This is a genomic window from Methylicorpusculum oleiharenae, assembly GCF_009828925.2.
Taxonomy (GTDB): Bacteria; Pseudomonadota; Gammaproteobacteria; order Methylococcales; family Methylomonadaceae; genus Methylicorpusculum; species Methylicorpusculum oleiharenae.
This window is the reverse complement of the sequence record NZ_WUTY02000001.1, coordinates 2151289-2167917: the sequence shown is the minus strand read 5'-3', so window position 1 is coordinate 2167917 and position 16629 is coordinate 2151289. Positions and strand designations below refer to the sequence as shown.

The 16629-nt window shown below is 46.1% G+C and carries 16 protein-coding genes; 4 read left to right on the top strand and 12 right to left on the bottom strand.

The features are described from left to right. Positions 1-6 precede the first annotated feature (6 nt). Genes flhA through GO003_RS09895 form a run of 9 tightly spaced genes read right to left on the bottom strand, consistent with a single transcriptional unit; the run spans position 7 to position 7542 of the window. Complete coding sequence (gene flhA, locus GO003_RS09935; RefSeq protein ID WP_159658060.1) at positions 7-2112, bottom strand: flagellar biosynthesis protein FlhA; 2106 nt, start codon at positions 2110-2112, stop codon at positions 7-9. A 4-nt stretch (positions 2113-2116) separates the two neighbouring features. Further along, on the bottom strand, positions 2117-3244 hold the full coding sequence (gene flhB, locus GO003_RS09930) for a flagellar biosynthesis protein FlhB (protein ID WP_159658059.1): 1128 nt from the start codon (positions 3242-3244) through the stop codon (positions 2117-2119). Positions 3245-3252: 8 nt separating this feature from the next. Further along, positions 3253-4026 carry a flagellar biosynthetic protein FliR gene (gene fliR / locus GO003_RS09925; protein ID WP_159658058.1) on the bottom strand — a complete coding sequence of 258 codons (774 nt, stop codon included), beginning with the start codon at positions 4024-4026 and terminating at the stop codon, positions 3253-3255. 16 nt (positions 4027-4042) lie between these two features. Then, entirely contained in the window at positions 4043-4312 is a 270-nt protein-coding gene (gene fliQ, locus GO003_RS09920) for a flagellar biosynthesis protein FliQ (protein ID WP_159658057.1), read from the bottom strand. Positions 4313-4327: 15 nt separating this feature from the next. Then, positions 4328-5083, bottom strand: a complete 756-nt coding sequence (fliP, locus tag GO003_RS09915) for a flagellar type III secretion system pore protein FliP (RefSeq protein ID WP_159658056.1) — start codon at positions 5081-5083, stop codon at positions 4328-4330. After that, positions 5076-5528: a flagellar biosynthetic protein FliO gene (gene fliO, locus GO003_RS09910; protein WP_159658055.1), complete on the bottom strand. Its 453-nt coding sequence runs from the start codon at positions 5526-5528 to the stop codon at positions 5076-5078. The genes fliP and fliO overlap by 8 nt, the downstream gene beginning before the upstream one ends. Beyond that, the gene (gene fliN, locus GO003_RS09905) at positions 5528-5953 is read right to left on the bottom strand and encodes a flagellar motor switch protein FliN (protein WP_407942115.1); all 426 of its coding nucleotides are present in this window, start codon (positions 5951-5953) and stop codon (positions 5528-5530) included. Before fliN ends, fliO begins: the two co-directional genes overlap by 1 nt. Positions 5954-5995: 42 nt before the next feature. After that, positions 5996-6976, bottom strand: a complete 981-nt coding sequence (gene fliM, locus GO003_RS09900; RefSeq protein ID WP_159658053.1) for a flagellar motor switch protein FliM — start codon at positions 6974-6976, stop codon at positions 5996-5998. Positions 6977-6978: 2 nt separating this feature from the next. Next, positions 6979-7542, bottom strand: a complete 564-nt coding sequence (locus GO003_RS09895) for a flagellar basal body-associated FliL family protein (protein ID WP_159658052.1) — start codon at positions 7540-7542, stop codon at positions 6979-6981. Positions 7543-8640: 1098 nt separating this feature from the next. Between GO003_RS09895 and GO003_RS09890 the strand changes: the two genes are divergently transcribed. The 4 genes from GO003_RS09890 (at position 8641) to GO003_RS09875 (ending at position 11624) form a co-directional block, all read left to right on the top strand. Further along, on the top strand, positions 8641-9672 hold the full coding sequence (locus GO003_RS09890; protein WP_159658051.1) for a response regulator: 1032 nt from the start codon (positions 8641-8643) through the stop codon (positions 9670-9672). A gap of 536 nt (positions 9673-10208) precedes the next feature. Then, positions 10209-10469: a hypothetical protein gene (locus tag GO003_RS09885; protein ID WP_159658050.1), complete on the top strand. Its 261-nt coding sequence runs from the start codon at positions 10209-10211 to the stop codon at positions 10467-10469. 25 nt (positions 10470-10494) lie between these two features. Next, a complete protein-coding gene (locus GO003_RS09880; protein WP_159658049.1) occupies positions 10495-10827 on the top strand; it encodes a hypothetical protein in 333 nt (110 codons plus the stop codon). Beyond that, positions 10827-11624 carry a nuclease-related domain-containing protein gene (locus GO003_RS09875; protein WP_159659539.1) on the top strand — a complete coding sequence of 266 codons (798 nt, stop codon included), beginning with the start codon at positions 10827-10829 and terminating at the stop codon, positions 11622-11624. The genes GO003_RS09880 and GO003_RS09875 overlap by 1 nt, the downstream gene beginning before the upstream one ends. Positions 11625-11797: 173 nt before the next feature. Here the strand turns inward: GO003_RS09875 and GO003_RS09870 are convergent, their stop codons facing one another. The 3 genes from GO003_RS09870 to glgP form a co-directional block, all read right to left on the bottom strand. Continuing rightward, positions 11798-12601 carry a hypothetical protein gene (locus tag GO003_RS09870; RefSeq protein WP_159656574.1) on the bottom strand — a complete coding sequence of 268 codons (804 nt, stop codon included), beginning with the start codon at positions 12599-12601 and terminating at the stop codon, positions 11798-11800. Positions 12602-13606: 1005 nt separating this feature from the next. After that, positions 13607-13777, bottom strand: a complete 171-nt coding sequence (locus tag GO003_RS09865; protein WP_231088922.1) for a hypothetical protein — start codon at positions 13775-13777, stop codon at positions 13607-13609. 313 nt (positions 13778-14090) lie between these two features. Beyond that, complete coding sequence (gene glgP / locus GO003_RS09860; RefSeq protein WP_159656578.1) at positions 14091-16619, bottom strand: alpha-glucan family phosphorylase; 2529 nt, start codon at positions 16617-16619, stop codon at positions 14091-14093. Positions 16620-16629 lie beyond the last annotated feature (10 nt).

Below are 16629 nucleotides of genomic sequence, written 5' to 3'. Positions count from 1 at the left end.
GTCAAATTAGGTTCGCTGCCCTCCTCCTACCGTCGAAATCACTTTAATTTGTCTATCTTCAGGGATTTCGTTGTAAGCAAGAACGTGCAAGCCGGAAATTGAATAACGTACGAAGCGAGCCACCCAGGGCCGGATAAATGAGGACACCAATAAAACAGCGGTTTGTCCTTCCAATTCCATTTTTTGTGTACTTTCTTCCAATGCCCTATGCATTTGCTCAGCCAGCCCAGGCTCAATGCCAACGCCACCCTCTCCTGCAGTCTGTAATGACTTATGCAACAAGCGTTCCAAATCTGGATCCAAGGTAATTACAGGTAACTCCTGCTGTATACCACTGATTTCATGAACAATTGCCCTACCCAAAGAGACTCTTACCGCCGATGTCAACACATCGGGATCTTGACTCTTCATGCCGAACTCCGCCAAAGTTTCGGCGATGGTTCTCATATCTCTGATCGGCACCCGTTCTTGAAGCAGATTTTGCAGGACTTTAACCACAACACCCAAAGGCATGGTTTTTGGCACCAGATCTTCAACCAGCTTAGGCGCCGCCTTTGAAAGATTTTCCAATATCCGTTGCGTTTCTTCGTATCCCAGCAACTGATAGGCATTACTCTGCAGGACATGGCTTAAATGCGTGGCGACCACCGTACCGGGATCGACTACCGTGTAACCAAGTGTTTGGGCATGATCTTTTTGATTCGGCTCAATCCATACCGCCTCCAAGCCAAATGCCGGATCTCTGCATTCCTTGCCCTTAAGTGCGCCAAAAACCCTGCCGGGATTGATAGCCAATTCCATGTCAGGGATAACATCCGCTTCACCCACCGTGACGCCCATCAATGAGATGCGATAGGTTGTCGGGGTTAAATCCAGGTTGTCTCTGATATGAACGGATGGAATCAAAAAACCCATCTCTTGAGACAGTTTTTTACGCACACCTTTTATGCGGGTCATCAACTGTCCGCCTTGATTTTTATCAACCAGGGGAATCAACCGGTAACCGACCTCCAGACCAATCACATCCACCGGCATTACATCATCCCAACCCAATTCTTTAATCTCAGCCGAAGGCGCAGGTTGCCGCAATGCTAAATCCTTTTTAACTTCAACACTCTGAACCAGCTCCTGCCGTTTTGCGGCCATATAACCGACACCAGCCAACGTTGCCGATAAAAAGATGAATACTAAATTAGGCATCCCCGGAATAATGCCTAACAGACCGATGACCGCCGCTGTGATGTATAACGATTTGGGATTGTCGAAAAGTTGAGAACTGACTTGCTGCCCCAGATTCTCATCACCCACTTTGACGCGGGTCACCACGATAGCCGAAGCAGTCGACAACAAGAGTGACGGTATTTGCGCAACCAACCCATCACCGATGGTCAACAATACATAAACTTCGCCCGCATCACTAAAGCTCATGCCATGTTGCGCCACACCAATCGCCAGGCCGCCGATGATATTGACAAATAAAATGATGATACCGGCCACGGCATCGCCTCTGACGAACTTACTCGCACCGTCCATTGAGCCGTAAAAATCCGCTTCGGCGGCCACTTCAGCCCGTCTCTGCTTGGCTTGATCCTGATTGATCAGACCGGAATTCAAATCAGCATCGATCGCCATTTGTTTGCCCGGCATCGCATCCAAAGTAAACCGCGCGCCAACTTCCGCGACCCGTCCGGCACCTTTGGTAACGACAACGAAGTTGATAATCACCAGAATGGCAAACACGACCAGACCCACTGCAAAATTGCCGCCGATAACGAAATTTCCAAACGCTTCGATGACCTTACCTGCGGCCGCACCGCCATTATGACCATCGAGTAACACGATACGGGTTGACGCGACGTTAAGAGCCAGCCGAAGCAGGGTTGCGATCAGAATGACCGTTGGAAAAGCGGAGAATTCGAGAGGATTTAGGGTGTAAACAACAACCAGCAGAATGATCAGTGAAAAAGCAATGTTAAAGGTAAAAAACAAATCCAATATAAAAGCCGGCAACGGCATCATGACCATTGCCAAGATCATCATAATAAAAATCGGTGCGCCCAGTCCTGAGCGGCTGATTAACTTGAGACTTTGGGTGATTTTGCTGAGATCCATGGTTTTATTTCCGGTATTCTTCAGGAATTGGCAGGTCGCCGGGCGCTAATGGCTCGGCCCAGCCTTGAGAACGCGCAGTTTTTAGCTGAAACACATACGCTAAAACCTGAGCTACTGCCAAAAACAAACCTTGAGGTATTTCCTCTTTTAATTCGGTTGAGTAATACAGCGCGCGCGCCAAGGGCGGAGCTGTCACTAAAGGGACTTTTGCCCCTGTTGCCAGATTGCGTATTTGTGCAGCAATCAAATCGGTGCCTTTGGCCACCACTCGCGGCGCAGCATTTGAGTTTTGATCGTACTTAAGAGCCACGGCAAAATGCGTAGGGTTAGTGACGACCACATCGGCTAAAGGAACTTGTTCCATCATCCGTCTTTGCGCCATTTCCATCTGGATTCTGCGTTGACGCCCCTTGATTTCCGGACTTCCCTCCGATTCTTTCATCTCATCCCTGACTTCCTGTTTGGTCATCTTTAACTTTTGACTATGATCCCACAACTGATAGGGCACATCGAACATGACAATGATCAATAACGAAGCGCTCAATATCAAATAGCAGAAACCGATGGTTTCAAGCGCATGCCTGATCGCTTGTTTAGGCAACTGGGCACTCAGCCCGAGCAAGTCATTCATGACGCTTTTAAACAAAATGACGGCGACGATGAACACCAGCATAAACTTTATCAGCGCTTTCACCAGTTCTATCAAACCCCGAACAGAAAACAGCCGCGCCATACCTTTTATAGGATCAAGCTTTTCAAATTTAGGGGCCAGTGCATCCCAGCTAAACAACCACCCCCCCATAGAAATGGGACCCAAAAGCGCGGCAATCACCATTACTATAAAAAAAGGCGCCAAGAGTAAAACCCCGTCAATCAGTGACTGCTTTAAATTGAGGTACATACTTTCCGGTGAAAAAATAGTCTCCCGGCTTAACTGAAAAGCGGATGTCATCATCTTCAGCATGCCTTGTGCAATATGATCGCCCATCACCAGCAGCATCGTCGCTCCGGTTATAAGCATCACGCAGGTATTCAGTTCTTTTGAACGGGCGACCTGACCTTTTTTTCTTGCGTCATCAAGCCGCTTACCCGTGGGTTCTTCTGATTTATCTTGCCCGGAATCTTCTGCCATTTCGCCTCTTAAATCCGAAGAATCTGCCCGATTAACTCATAGGCATCCATAAGCAGGCCGGTGAAGTTATCAAGTACAGATGGCAAAGTCAGCCAGATCAAAAGCAAGCCCAGCATCAGGGTGACGGGGAAGCCGATTGAGAAAATATTTAACTGGGGTGCCGCCCGTGAAGCCACACCAAAACTGACATTGACCAACAACAGGCTCGCAATCACCGGCAAAGCGAGCAGTAAACCTCCGGCAAACAAGCGACTGCCCCACGCAATGATTGACCAGATATCCGCCTTATCCAGACTATCCACGGCAATAGGTAACGTAGCAAAACTGTCCAGGATCAATTTGATCAACAGCAAATGTCCATCCATAGCCAAAAAAATCAATGTGCTCATGATGACATAAAATTGAGCGACTACCGGTACCTGTTGGCCATTTTGCGGATCAACCATTGACGCAAATCCCAGACCCATCCCGTAAGCGATACCTTGCCCGCCAAAAACGATTGCACCAAACACCATCTGAAGAATAAAGCCCGTCGCCAATCCAATAAAAACCTGATGCGCTGTAATCAAAAGTCCTTGATAGCTGAACAAATCAATAGGAGGCAACGGCGGCAAAACAGGAATGACCACTAAGGTCAGTACAACCGCCAAAATCAGTCTTACCCGGGCAGGCACACCATTTAAACTGAATAACGGAGCAGCTATGAACAACGCTCCTATACGGATCAACGGCCATACAAATACTGTCACTTTAGCCATGAGTTCCGCCTCGGTAAAATGCATTAGTAAACCTTCAGCATCAACCGATCAAATGAGGAATATCCCTTATCGCTTCCTGGAAATAATCAACATACATTTGAAGCATCCAAGGCCCCAAGATCATTAATACGGCACCGATAACAATCAGCTTTGGCACGAAAGTCAGCGTCATTTCATTGATTTGTGTGGCGGCCTGAAACATCGCAATCAACAAACCAACAATCAGAGAAGGAATCAAAATCGGCGCTGTCAGCTTGACTGCCACCAGCATGGCCTCCTGACCCACGTTATAAATAGATTCGGGCGTCATAACAACCTTCTTGAATTAAGTGACATAAAAGCTTGCTGCCAGCATTTCCATGATCAAGGACCATCCGTCAGCCAACACAAAAAGCATTAGTTTAAAGGGCAAAGAAATAATCATCGGCGACAACATCATCATACCCATGGACATCAGGACGCTCGCGACCACTAAATCAATAATCAAAAAGGGCAAAAAAATCAGAAAGCCAATCTGAAACGCTGTTTTCAATTCGCTGGTCACATAGGCCGGTAATAACAGTGAAAATGGTACATCTTCGTCGGATTGAAGCTCTTCATGCCCGGAAATACGAACAAACATTTCCAGATCCGACTCACGCGTCTGTTTGAGCATGAACAAACGAAACGGGCCCGACGCTTTTTCGATCGCGGTTGTGACATCAATTTTTTCATCAAGATAGGGCTGCACAGCGTCTACGTAAACCTTATCGAAAACCGGCATCATGATGAAAATAGTCAGAAATAAAGACAGCCCCAAGAGAATTTGATTACTGGGCGCCTGCGCTGTGCCTAACGCTTGCCGAAGTAAACTGAGCACAATCATGATTCTTGTAAAAGACGTCATGGTTAATAACAAAGCCGGTAACACTGTTAACGCGGTCATCAACGCCAGAATTTGTATTGTCACCGAATAAGTCTGTCCGCCCTGCGCATTTGTAGACACGCTAAAGGCGTCAATCCCCACCGCATAGACGCCGGTAACCGGCCATAAAACGCTGATTAGCAAAACAATAAATTTAAGCTTGTGTAGATTACGCATCCGAACGCCCCGCCCCTTTCATAGCCAGCATCAACTTTTGAGCAAAAGCACTACCGCCATCCGGATCGCGGCTTTGTTGCAGTGATAAGCAGTCATCGCCTTCCAGCACCAAAAGCGTTTCAATACGTCCCGGTGCCACACCGACCACCAGCTGTTTTTTTCCGACTTCAACCAGAACAATACGCTCTCGCATCCCGACTGAAATTCCTCCCAGCACCCGCATTTTTGCTGCCGACCCCGGTGTTAAAGCCGTTAACTTGCGCATTGCCCACACACAAGCAAAGAACATTGCCAGCACAACCAGCATGCCAACTCCCCATTGCAGCAAATCGGCCGGTTCGACGACACGGTTTTTCAAATGGCCGGCTGCTTGGGAATTTTCCGCCGCCAGGCCCGGAATACTAAAGCCAATAAGAACGGCGCAGATGAGGGGCTGAATCTTCATTAACTCAATCGTTTGACTCGTTCAGAGGGACTTACGACGTCGGTCAAACGAATACCAAATTTATCATTGACTACCACAACCTCTCCGTGAGCAATTAAGGTACCATTGACCAATACATCCATGGGCTCTCCAGCAAGCCTGTCCAGCTCTACCACAGAGCCTTCATTAAGCTGCAGCAAATTCCTGATATTGATCTGTGCCCGACCAATTTCCATCGAAATGACTACCGGAATATCGAGAATAACATCCAGCTCTATGTCCTCTTTGGACATTTTCCGCTCACCCATCATTGATGGCATACTCTCAAGCTCATCAAATTGGGCTGCCTCAAAATCTCCAGTATTGCGCCGTCCCTGAGTTTCGGCCGAGGCTTGCTCGTTCATTGCCGCAGCCCAGTCGTCCCCCAACTCTTCGTCTTCTTCTATTTCACTCATAACTATCCGGTCTCACTGGTTTGGCTGTGCCCGCTATAACAAATCGGGATTCACTTTTCTAACTATTTGCACGGCATAATTGCCGTCTGATAATCCAACTTTTCCTTCAAAAACAGGTACGGCTTGAGAGTTAAGACGCACCAGTTCAGGCATGTCAATCGGAATCACATCCCCTTTTTTGAAATGCATCACATCTCTGACCGTTACCGTTTTTTCCACCAGGACACTCTCCAGCGTCAGGTTGACACCCATGACCGTTTTACGAAGCGATTCCTGCCAGCGGCCGTCAGTTTCGCCACGGTCACTGGTTACTTGATCCAACAATTCCCTGATCGGCTCGACCATTGAGTAAGGTAAAACAATATTGATATCGCCTCCACCGCCGTCAAGTTCTACGTGAACCGTCGAAATCACAACAATTTCGGAAGGACTGACAATATTGGCGAATTGGGGATTGACTTCAGACGTCATGTATTCAAATTCCAATGTCATGACCGGCTTCCATGCTTCAAAAAGATCCTTGAAGATCATATCAAGGAACAGCCTGATCACACGCATTTCGGTTGGCGTAAACTCGCGGCCTTCAACCTTGTTATAAAATTGTCCGGTTCCCCCGAAAAAATTATCGACCGCAGTAAAAACCAACCTCGGCTCCATGACAATCAGAGCTCTCCCCCGCAAAGGCATGAAGCGAACCACATTCAAGTTCGTTGGAACATAAAGGCCTTGTATGTATTCTGAAAATTTCTGAACCTGAATACCCGAAATGGAAATTTCCGCTGCTCGACGTAAAAAATTGAACAGGGTAACCCGGAAATAACGGGCAAATCGCTCATTGATCATTTCCAGGGTCGGCATCCGCCCCCGAACTATTCGCTCCTGGCTGGTAAAATCGTAAGCCCGGGTCCCACCCCTGTTCGCCGAATCGTCCGTTTCGGTTTCAATAGCCCCATCGTCTACACCATGCAGCAGCGCATCGATTTCTTCTTGTGAGAGCAGGTCAGCGGTAGACATGGCTATTGCATAACAAAAGCGGTGAAAAACACTTCTTTTAGACGATTACTGCCTGACATTTTTTTCAACACATTCCCCACTTCCAGTTTCATTGCTTCTTTAAGTTTTTCCTTGCCTTCACGAGAAGCCAAGTCTTCGCCGCTCTGAGAACTGATTAACATCAATAAATTGTTCCTAATCATGGGATCATGTTTTTTCAGTGCATCAAGGGTTTCCTGGCCTTTGACCATCAGCGACACAGAAACCTGTATCAGTCGAATGGAAGATCCTCTGGGAAAGTCCACAATCAGAGGTTTACTCATATCGTAATAAAGACTCTCTAATTTTACTCCGGCACTGTCAACTTCCTCATCATCGCTGTCATCCTCAGCTTTTTTCTCTTTTGTTTCTTCCTTTTTTTCTGAGTTTTCAGTTGATTCCTCAGTTTCAGCCCCGGAATCTCCCATCAAAAAGAAATAAGCCCCTGCACCTCCGCCAGTCAAAAGCACCAGAATTACAATGATGATAATTAACTTTTTTGAGGACTTTTTTACTTCACCCTCAATAGGTTGAACCTTTTCAGCCATATGGAAAATCCTAAACGTTTAAAACACAATTAAGCAAAAAACAAACCAGAACATCTTAATGGTAGTTATACTAAGAACAGATCACCGCTTCTTGCTACGTAACTCATTAATAAAAATGTATTTTATAGATTCTGGCGATGAAACAAGCTAAGTCTTCAAGACTCGCGGCACTTTGTAAATGTCATTTTTTTGACACCAAGCCGTATCAATCGCCAATAAACATCAAAGTATAGAAGATACTGGCACTTGCTGCTTAAACGGTTTCCTGCAACCCAGGGCAAACGCATTAAAACACTATAGAAAATCAGATAGTTAAAATATTCCTTTTTCCGGATTTACTATAAGACTCGGTTGATTTGAAACCTAAAAAAGGCTATGTGTCGCTATCGCGATGTTTATGTGGAATCGGTTCGCAGACCGACAACCGCGATACTGCTACGAAACCCATCCTTGGGTTTCGCCCTTCGGGCCAGCTAAAGCTGTTCAAAATCGTTCCCGCCGATATTATCTTTGCTTGTCCAAAGAAAAGTATCCAAAAGAAAAGACACCCGAAGGCCGCTGCATCCTGCGCGCTGACGATTTTGCCGAGGGTTTTCGGAAGGGCTATCCCTATCCCTCCGAAAACGAGCGGCATCCTTGCCGCTCCCCTAGCGGGCTGTTCTCGGCAAAATAGCCAGTGCTCGGCGCGGCCTAACGGTCCCCAGGGAGAGGCACCACAAGTTAAACCAAATGGACTATTCGTTCTAAGTAACCGGTAACATATTGATATATTAATTATTTTAATGCGTTTACCCTGTCCTGCAACCTTAGTAAACACCCGGAAAATAGCTTTTTTAGCGATAGACGAATTCAATGAACTAAACCAAACCGGCTAAACTCTATACACAAAAACATTTTGTCTATTAATGGACCCAAGGTGGGTCAACTGTTTTAGTTGCAAAGCACGCTGTCTTCAAAGCCACAATAAATTGATTACGACAAGTCTTGAAGTTTGCTCCTAGTTATTAACTGAGCCTGATGAAACCTCAAAAACCTCACCTTATATTACTGACACTCAGCCTGGTTCCATTCTTATGGACTTTTCTAGGGGTCATTTTTATGTTTGTAAGCACTGGTAAGGTAGGGATCTTGGCAGATTCTTTATCCAGCTTTCTGCTGATTTTTTTAAGCGCTTCGCTAATCGCTTTATTACTTACCCGATTTTATTCTGACAAACTCAAACACATCATGGATGAGCCTGCTGTAAACGGAGACAAAGCGGCCAAACAGACGTCAGAAATCAGCAAAGAAACTCAAACTACCCGTTTAGATAAATCCGCTAACGAGTTAACGGCGAAAACAAATGGAAGTCAGCAACCCAGAATTGGACTTGATGAAACCGGTCACCGCAAACTTGAAGTGTTGATAGCCGATGATAACGCCATTAACCGTTTATTACTTCAAAAACAATTGGAACCTTATGATTTATGGGTCACAGAAACCAGGGATGGCATCGAAGCCCATGATGCTTTATTGAAAAAACGTTTTGATCTGGTGCTTTTGGATTTGAAAATGCCCGGATATACCGGCCACGACCTGATCAAAATCATCAGGGCACCTGGATCGCCCAACCTGAATACGCCTGTCGTTGCAATAACCGCACATGCTCAAAAAGAACAGTTAAGCGGCATTATTGCTGAAGGGTTTGATGAATGCCTGATTAAGCCTGTTTTACGCGAACACTTGGATGAAACGCTAAGCTTATGGCTACCGATGTCCCAGCCATCGGATAAAAAAAGAGTTTATGCCGGCCAACTGTTAGCCAAGACGTATAACGACAGAAACCTGGCCGCGACATTATTAACAAAACTATGCGAAGAACTGCCCCAGTTATCTGCTCAAGCATCAAACCTGTTTAAAATAAATGATTTAGATGAAGCGCGCAATAGTATTCACAAGCTTCATGGATCAGTCAGTTTCTGCGGATTGACGAACTTTCAAGCTGTTGCACGTCAAATAGAGGACGGGTTGCTGACTCAAAATTACGCGTCGATAGAGGATGACTTTCAGCAACTTAATACGCTAATACAACAATTATTGGACATAAAGCAGGAAACGCTAAACATTATTAACGGCGAAAAGTCACAATAGCGTCGAATTAGGTTTTTATTTATATTTTGTAACTACTCGCCCGCTTTGAATTAAGGGTGTAGGCGCTTGATTTCAAAGGACGCATCAATACGTCCCTGCAGCTCTCTGCAACATCCCTGTTGCAGAAGCCTTTTCAATCAACCACCTACACCCACTAAAATTGGAGGGGGTGAGCAGATACTATATTTTTATCTTTTATGAAAAACTCGAACTGACCTGGAAACCTATTTGAAAAATTCACCGGTTTCCCGACTTTTGGCTATGGAACTGAATTTACTAAAATAGCTATTTTAGTAAATTGTATCGGCAATAGCAGATATAGAAACTTCGTCTACACTCAACATTGTGAAAACAACACAGGAATTGCTTATGGGTGAATCTTAAATGCAAGTCGTAACTAACGCTGTTTTCGATCGTCTTACGGGGCGATAAATTATCATCAACAATACGGTTATCCACAAAAGCTGTGGATAACCCTGTCATTAATTTGTCATATTGTCCCTTAACTCCCCCTTCCCTTCCACCTTCGAGTTAAATTGACTAAATACTGGCCAACATTTTTGCAGGACAATTCAAGGTATCCGGAAACAGTTGCGGAAGCCGTCGATCGGCTGATGGAATTACTGCACGGCGAAGCAAGCAAACTGATTGATTCCTGTAACCAGACTTTACATCTCGCGGCTTTATATAATTCTGTTCATCCGGATGATGTTTCTGATGTGATTATTGGCGATGCCATTCATTACCAGAAGGGCTTTGACAAAAGTGGAAAGACTTACGAAGAAGAATTTATCTGATAATAAAAATATTTAGGTGGAGATAATGACAAAGAAAAAACGATATTTTGTTATAGTTTTTCTATCGCTTTCGGCAACATCGCTTGCCCATGCCGAGGGATCCTTGTTGAAAGAGCTTGGCAGTATCATTGGCAGTTTCGGCACAGGAGTTGGCGAAGAAATCGGCAACAGCATGGCGAAGCAACAACCGCAATGGATTACGATCGAACCCGGCAGCAAAGAAGAATGTATCGCCAAAGCCGGTGGCGTCCTGAACAACACTTACATGCGTTGCCGTAATGGCCGCCAAGAACAGGTCCGGATTGGTGCTGATGGTAAAAAAGTTGTGCTTAACGAACGTCCAATCCCGAGGCACTGATGGATGTATCCCAAATTCTTATACAAGCTTTTGCCTCATCAGTAAGCGATTATTGGTGGCTGATTCTCCTCCTTATCTTCGTCGCCTTCTTAAAATCGCCATTCATGAAAGGCGTTTTGGGTGAGTTTCAGGTCAATCTGGCGGCTAAATTCTTTCTCGACAAAAACATCTACCGGTTGTTCAAGAACGTCACCCTCCCAACCGAGGACGGAACCACCCAGATCGATCATGTCATCGTGTCCCGATATGGCGTGTTCGTCATCGAAACCAAGAACATGAAAGGCTGGATTTTCGGCAGCCCTCAACAAAAAAACTGGACCCAAAAGATTTACCGGCATACCAACCTATTCCAGAACCCACTGCATCAAAATTACAAACATACTCAGACGCTGCAATCGGCGCTGGAGCTTGATCCTGGAAATGTGTTTTCGCTGGTTGTCTTTGTCGGCGACAGCACATTCAAAACGCCGATGCCGGACAATGTGGTTAACGCCGGTGGTTATATCCGGTTTATCAATAGCAAAATGCAACCGATCCTGAGCGATAGTGAAATAATGGCTATTTACTCCAAGATTGAATCCGGCCGGTTAGAGCCGTCGATCAAAACGCACCGGGAGCATGTAAAGCACGTTAAAACGATCATTGAGGAAAAACAGCGTCCGGCTGATGTTAATTCATGCCATAAATGCGGCAAGCCGATGGTAATGAGAACGGCCCGAAGTGGAGCAAATCAGGGTAAGCAGTTTTTGGGGTGTTCCGGTTTTCCGAAGTGCCGAGCTATGAGACAAGTATCATGAATAGCGACTGTCGGCCAAAAGCGGGTGTTAAGCACACTTCTAATACTGACGCACAAACAGGCATAAACAGACGTTCGTCCAACTCCACGTCTACCACGATAATTCTTGGTTTAGTGGAGCCCTTTTCTTGGAATGGGCTTAAAAACCCACATAAATGATTCCTTCGTAAACCATCAACACGTCTTTTTGCGATTGGCAATTCCCAAAAGACCCATGACCCCTGAACCGAATAGCCAGAGAGTGACGGGGATGGGAACAGCTGCGGGCGGATTTTGCCCGAACTGAATATTATCAATACCGATGTTGTCTTGCGTGCCAACTGCCAGGTTGCCGTGGTCAATTTGTATAGTTAGCTCAGTGCCACTCAAGGGTACAGCAAAGTCAAATGCTGTATGCATGGGGCCGCCATCATTAGCCCCTTGGACAAGTACGTTGTCCTGAGAGAATAACGTACCGGCATCACTTATCACACGGACGGCATTGATGGTATAGTCTGTCAGATACCAGCCGGCCAAATCAAAATGATACAGATCAACGGTATACCCTGGATCCGCGATTAACTGCACATTGAGTGAAACCGATTGGTTATTGCCAAAGGCAACATTGGTGAGATCGCCATAACTGTCACGCCAAAGTGAAAGGCTGGCGCCGTTTCCAGCGACAAAATTGGTAATAACGTTCGGGGTAAACCCCTCACCACCATTTCCATAAGTAAACTGGCCGCCAGGCACATTCATGGGTGAATCGGTAATGCGGTCACCGTAATCGTCTTCAAGGTCATTGCCACTAATAGTAGGAACAACAACACCGACTTGACGGATTTGGTCGAACGTCAAAATGCTTGCATTGGCCGTACTGGCCAAACAAAGCATTAAGGCTGTAAACGTCAATCGCCCTCTAAAATGTTTTAACAGAACCTCGCGGGTCTTACCGGCACAATTGAAGTTGGTGCAAATAAAGGCAAAAAATCTGCTCATAGTCATACCCCTTCAAAACGACAAATAAGAATCGTAACTCTTGTTTCAAGGAGGTTGCAAACCTTTTTTCCATAAAATAAGCACGCACGAATACTTGTTTAAAGTGTTGGCTATTATTTGGTGAACTGTCAAAAATCAACGGGGTCAGTATCGATTGAAAATACCCTTTAGCACTATTAACGCAATCTGAGTTTGTTTGTGTTGAATGTGGCTATAGCAATAACGCTGATCATGTTGGCGCAATCAATGTACTAAGCCGGGGACACCGACAGTTAGCAAGCCAGGCGAGTGTGCAGTAATATCACCGGCAACAGGAAACCCTGACAAGCGACGACAGCAAGATCACTTTTGAGAAATCAGGAATCGCCGTCTCTTTAGGTCGGTGAGGGTGTCAAATATTTAGCGAGATCCTAAACAATCTCATGCCCTTGATTGTTGGGTTGCAAAAAGGCAGCAACGCAACCAGCCTCGGCTGCCGATCAGTGGACTAATTTTTGTAGGATGCAGTGAACGCAGTAAACCGCATCGTTCGCGATTGATGCAGACTATGTTCGCATTAATAGTCGATGCCGCCCCGGCACGGATTGCCAGGATCCGGAAGGCATGGATGGCGTTGGACTTTAACATTCTTGTGACCTGGATTCCGGTAATCCATGCCTGAATGAAGGCGTTTATGTCTTTTCAACTAATCACACGAACAGAGCCTTGCTTTTGACATTCGAATGAACGAGAACACAGCTTTAAGGTTTTAAACATGAGTCTTAATCTTTAAAATCCATTTCAATCGAATCGGCGTCCAGCGCCTTGTCAAACCAATGTTCAAATTGCTGGGGATCGGCTTGGTCGATATTGATAAATACTGCTGGAGGTCATTCACCAAATCTCTTATTCAGGGCACCAAGGAGCAAAGGCTTCGCTTCAGACGTTATCCCTTTTTCTACGCCTCTCTCCATTCCTTTTTGTATTCCCTTTTCTATACCGGTTTTTCACCTCGAAAAAACCGTGCTACATTCCTTTTTGATAACTTGGCAGTTTTTCTATATCTATGTGTAACTTGTCATACGCCTCTTGGATATTGACGCTAAGAGCCCGATTGTCCGTCAGAATTTCCAGCATTTGCAGACAGTCACGACGCATTTTTTCGTCTTGTCCGGTTAACTCTTGCAACCTTGTCATTATAAATCGCAGCACGTCATCTGGCGATTCGCCTTCAAAGTTACATAGGATCGATAAAATCAGAGCATTCGGATCATCACTTTCGATTAAATTTCTAAAGCCAATAGCGCGCATGTCCACTAATTGATAACGATACTATAGTTGAGCACTGCTTTGACCATCGGCCATACTGAGAGGTTTGCGGCCAATATAAATAAGGCATTGATACACCTGATAACCTGTGAGTGAACGGACTTCATTTTATTGCCCGGCATATTGGGGATATGGCGTACAGCTATCGCTCTGGCCCCCCTCTTAATTTGAAGCATCAAGCTTACCTTGGTATTTTCACCCATTGGATGAGCCCGGTTTCGAGAGGGATAATGCAATCCGGATTGTTCGGCCGGATTCTGGGCGTGTAATCAGAAATGGGCCGGTTTGCGGCAATAACTGCGCTGTAGAGATAGCCGTTAACGGCACCTGGAATTGCATGCTCTATTTGCATGGGGGTCAGTTCAAACGTTTTTTGTTCTGCCGGTTCTGAGAATAATTCTACGCAAATATCGTTTGCTTCAATATCACCCAGATAGAGCATCAGGCTAAAGCGATAAGTATTTTCGATTTTTTCGGCTACCGGGTTTTCCACATGGATTTTTGTCCACAGTTCTTTGATGCGTTTTTGCCAGTGTTGTAATGCTTTTCCCAGTTTGACATTATCGGCAATCCGTTTGTTATAGCTGGCTGCCAAGGGAAGGTAATAATGTTCGGTATATTCACGAACCATCCGGTTGGCGGAAAAGTAGGGTGTCAGCGTCGACATGCTTGCCCGTATAAAATTCACCCACCGCCGGGGAATACCGACCGGATCGTGATCATAAAAATGAGGAATAATGGTATTTTCCAGATGTTGGTACAGGATTTCCGCTTGTGCCGGATCTGCAAGTTCATCTTCCAGGCCGTTTAAAGCCCAGCCTACTTCGGGTGAGTAAGCTTCAGCCCACCAGCCGTCCAGTTCGGATAAATTTAATCCGCCATTGACTAAAATTTTCATGCCGCTTGTACCACACGCTTCCCAGGGTCTGCGCGGGGTATTAATCCATAAATCGACGCCTTGCACCAAATATTCGGCGGTTATCATATCGTAGTCACTTAAATAAATTGCCCGTTCGCGTATTTCCGGCCGACGCATGAACTGATACCACGCTTTGATCAGCGCTTGTCCGGGGTGATCGGCAGGATGTGCCTTACCTGATATAACGAGCTGAACGGGGCGTGTCGGGTTAGTGAGTATAGCGGCGAGCCGGTCCGGATCAGTAAGCAGTAGATTAGGTCGTTTATAGGTGGCAAATCGGCGTGCAAAACCAATGGTCATAACATTAGGGTCGAACAGTCGTAATACGCGATCTTGCCGTTCGGTTTCGGAGATCATGCTTTGAGAATTTAGCTCTCTAGTATACTCATCGCGCACATAGTCAACCAGGCGCCTGCGATTTTTGGCGCGTAACGTCCATATTTGCTCGTCGCTTACACGGTCAAACTTTTCCGCCAGATTTTCATGTTCGCAATACCAGCGGCTTTTACCGCATAAATTAGTCCAGAGCTCATCAGCATCCATTGAGTCCCAAGTCGGCACATGAACTCCGTTGGTAATATGCCCCACCGGTACTTCCTGAAGAGGCCAATCTGGAAATAAGGGGCTAAAAATGCGCCGACTTACCTCACCGTGTAAACGGCTGACGGCGTTAATGGCTGCGCTGCCATGAATTGCGAGATAAGCCATATTGAACGGCTGTTCGCTGGTCGGTTCATGAGGATTACGACCCAGATTGATAAGCGTTTCCAGGGAAATATTAAGTGATTGCGCATAATGTCCCAGATAACGGGTGATCAATTCCGGACTGAACCGGTCGAAACCCGCTTCAACCGGGGTGTGGGTGGTAAAAAGATTGCCTGCACGCGTCACGGCCAATGCGGTTTCAAAATCCAGGTGAAATTCTTCCATAAAATCTCTGGCCCGCTCCAATACCAGCAATGCTGCATGTCCCTCATTGAGATGACAGACGTCCGGTTTGATGCACATGGCTCTCAAGACACGCCAACCGCCAATGCCGAGCAAAATTTCCTGGGTCAGGCGATGTTCCGGTCCGCCCCCATAAAGTTCGGTTGTGATACAGCGGTCAACCGGATGATTAATCGGATCATTGGTGTCTAAAAGATACAATTTGATGCAGCCGATTTGCGCTTGCCAGACACGGACCCATAAACGCGACGGCGTAAAAAGCTGAATACGCAGCCATTCGCCTTCTTCGTTGCGTACCGGACAAACAGGCAGATCGCCGGTGTCGCTGGAAGGATAGAGCGCGATTTGATTGCCGTCTTGATCGATGGCTTGACGAAAATAGCCGTTTTGATACAGCAAGCCGACGCCGATCAGCGGAAGCCTGAGATCGTTTGATGCTTTTAAATGATCGCCAGCCAGTAAGCCCAAGCCGCCTGAATAAATCGGCAGTGCCTCGCTGAGGCCAAATTCCATGCTGAAATAGGCGACTTGCTTGAATTTTGCGGTCGCTTGCAGTTCATGTTGAAACCAACGCTCTTCAGTCAGCGATTGCCTGTAATCACTGACAATGCTTTTGAGATTCTTGCAGAACGTTTCGTTGTTAGCCAGTTCTTCAAGGCGTTTATTGGAGGTGGTTTGCAGCACTAACCAGGGATTACGGGTTTGTTGCCACAAATCGGCATCCAACTCCTGCCAGATTGCATCGGCTCGATGACTCCAGGAAAAATTACAATCGAGCGCTAATTCAGGAAGGCCGTCCAGTTTTTCAGCCAAATGGGTAGGAAAATTTCTAGGCGTAGTCATGGCGCCACCT

Bases quoted from the DNA above. Each gene is read 5' to 3' on its own strand.
- fliQ (WP_159658057.1), bottom strand. From the start codon at position 4,312: ATGACGCCCGAATCTATTTATAACGTGGGTCAGGAGGCCATGCTGGTG.
- GO003_RS09875 (WP_159659539.1), top strand. From the start codon at position 10,827: ATGGATGTATCCCAAATTCTTATACAAGCTTTTGCCTCATCAGTAAGC.
- GO003_RS09865 (WP_231088922.1), bottom strand. From the start codon at position 13,777: ATGACAAGGTTGCAAGAGTTAACCGGACAAGACGAAAAAATGCGTCGT.
- GO003_RS09880 (WP_159658049.1), top strand. From the start codon at position 10,495: ATGACAAAGAAAAAACGATATTTTGTTATAGTTTTTCTATCGCTTTCG.
- flhB (WP_159658059.1), bottom strand. From the start codon at position 3,244: ATGGCAGAAGATTCCGGGCAAGATAAATCAGAAGAACCCACGGGTAAG.
- GO003_RS09890 (WP_159658051.1), top strand. From the start codon at position 8,641: ATGTTTGTAAGCACTGGTAAGGTAGGGATCTTGGCAGATTCTTTATCC.
- glgP (WP_159656578.1), bottom strand. From the start codon at position 16,619: ATGACTACGCCTAGAAATTTTCCTACCCATTTGGCTGAAAAACTGGAC.
- fliP (WP_159658056.1), bottom strand. From the start codon at position 5,083: ATGCGTAATCTACACAAGCTTAAATTTATTGTTTTGCTAATCAGCGTT.
- flhA (WP_159658060.1), bottom strand. From the start codon at position 2,112: ATGGATCTCAGCAAAATCACCCAAAGTCTCAAGTTAATCAGCCGCTCA.
- GO003_RS09870 (WP_159656574.1), bottom strand. From the start codon at position 12,601: ATGAGCAGATTTTTTGCCTTTATTTGCACCAACTTCAATTGTGCCGGT.
- fliR (WP_159658058.1), bottom strand. From the start codon at position 4,026: ATGCATTTTACCGAGGCGGAACTCATGGCTAAAGTGACAGTATTTGTA.
- fliO (WP_159658055.1), bottom strand. From the start codon at position 5,528: ATGAAGATTCAGCCCCTCATCTGCGCCGTTCTTATTGGCTTTAGTATT.
- GO003_RS09895 (WP_159658052.1), bottom strand. From the start codon at position 7,542: ATGGCTGAAAAGGTTCAACCTATTGAGGGTGAAGTAAAAAAGTCCTCA.
- fliM (WP_159658053.1), bottom strand. From the start codon at position 6,976: ATGTCTACCGCTGACCTGCTCTCACAAGAAGAAATCGATGCGCTGCTG.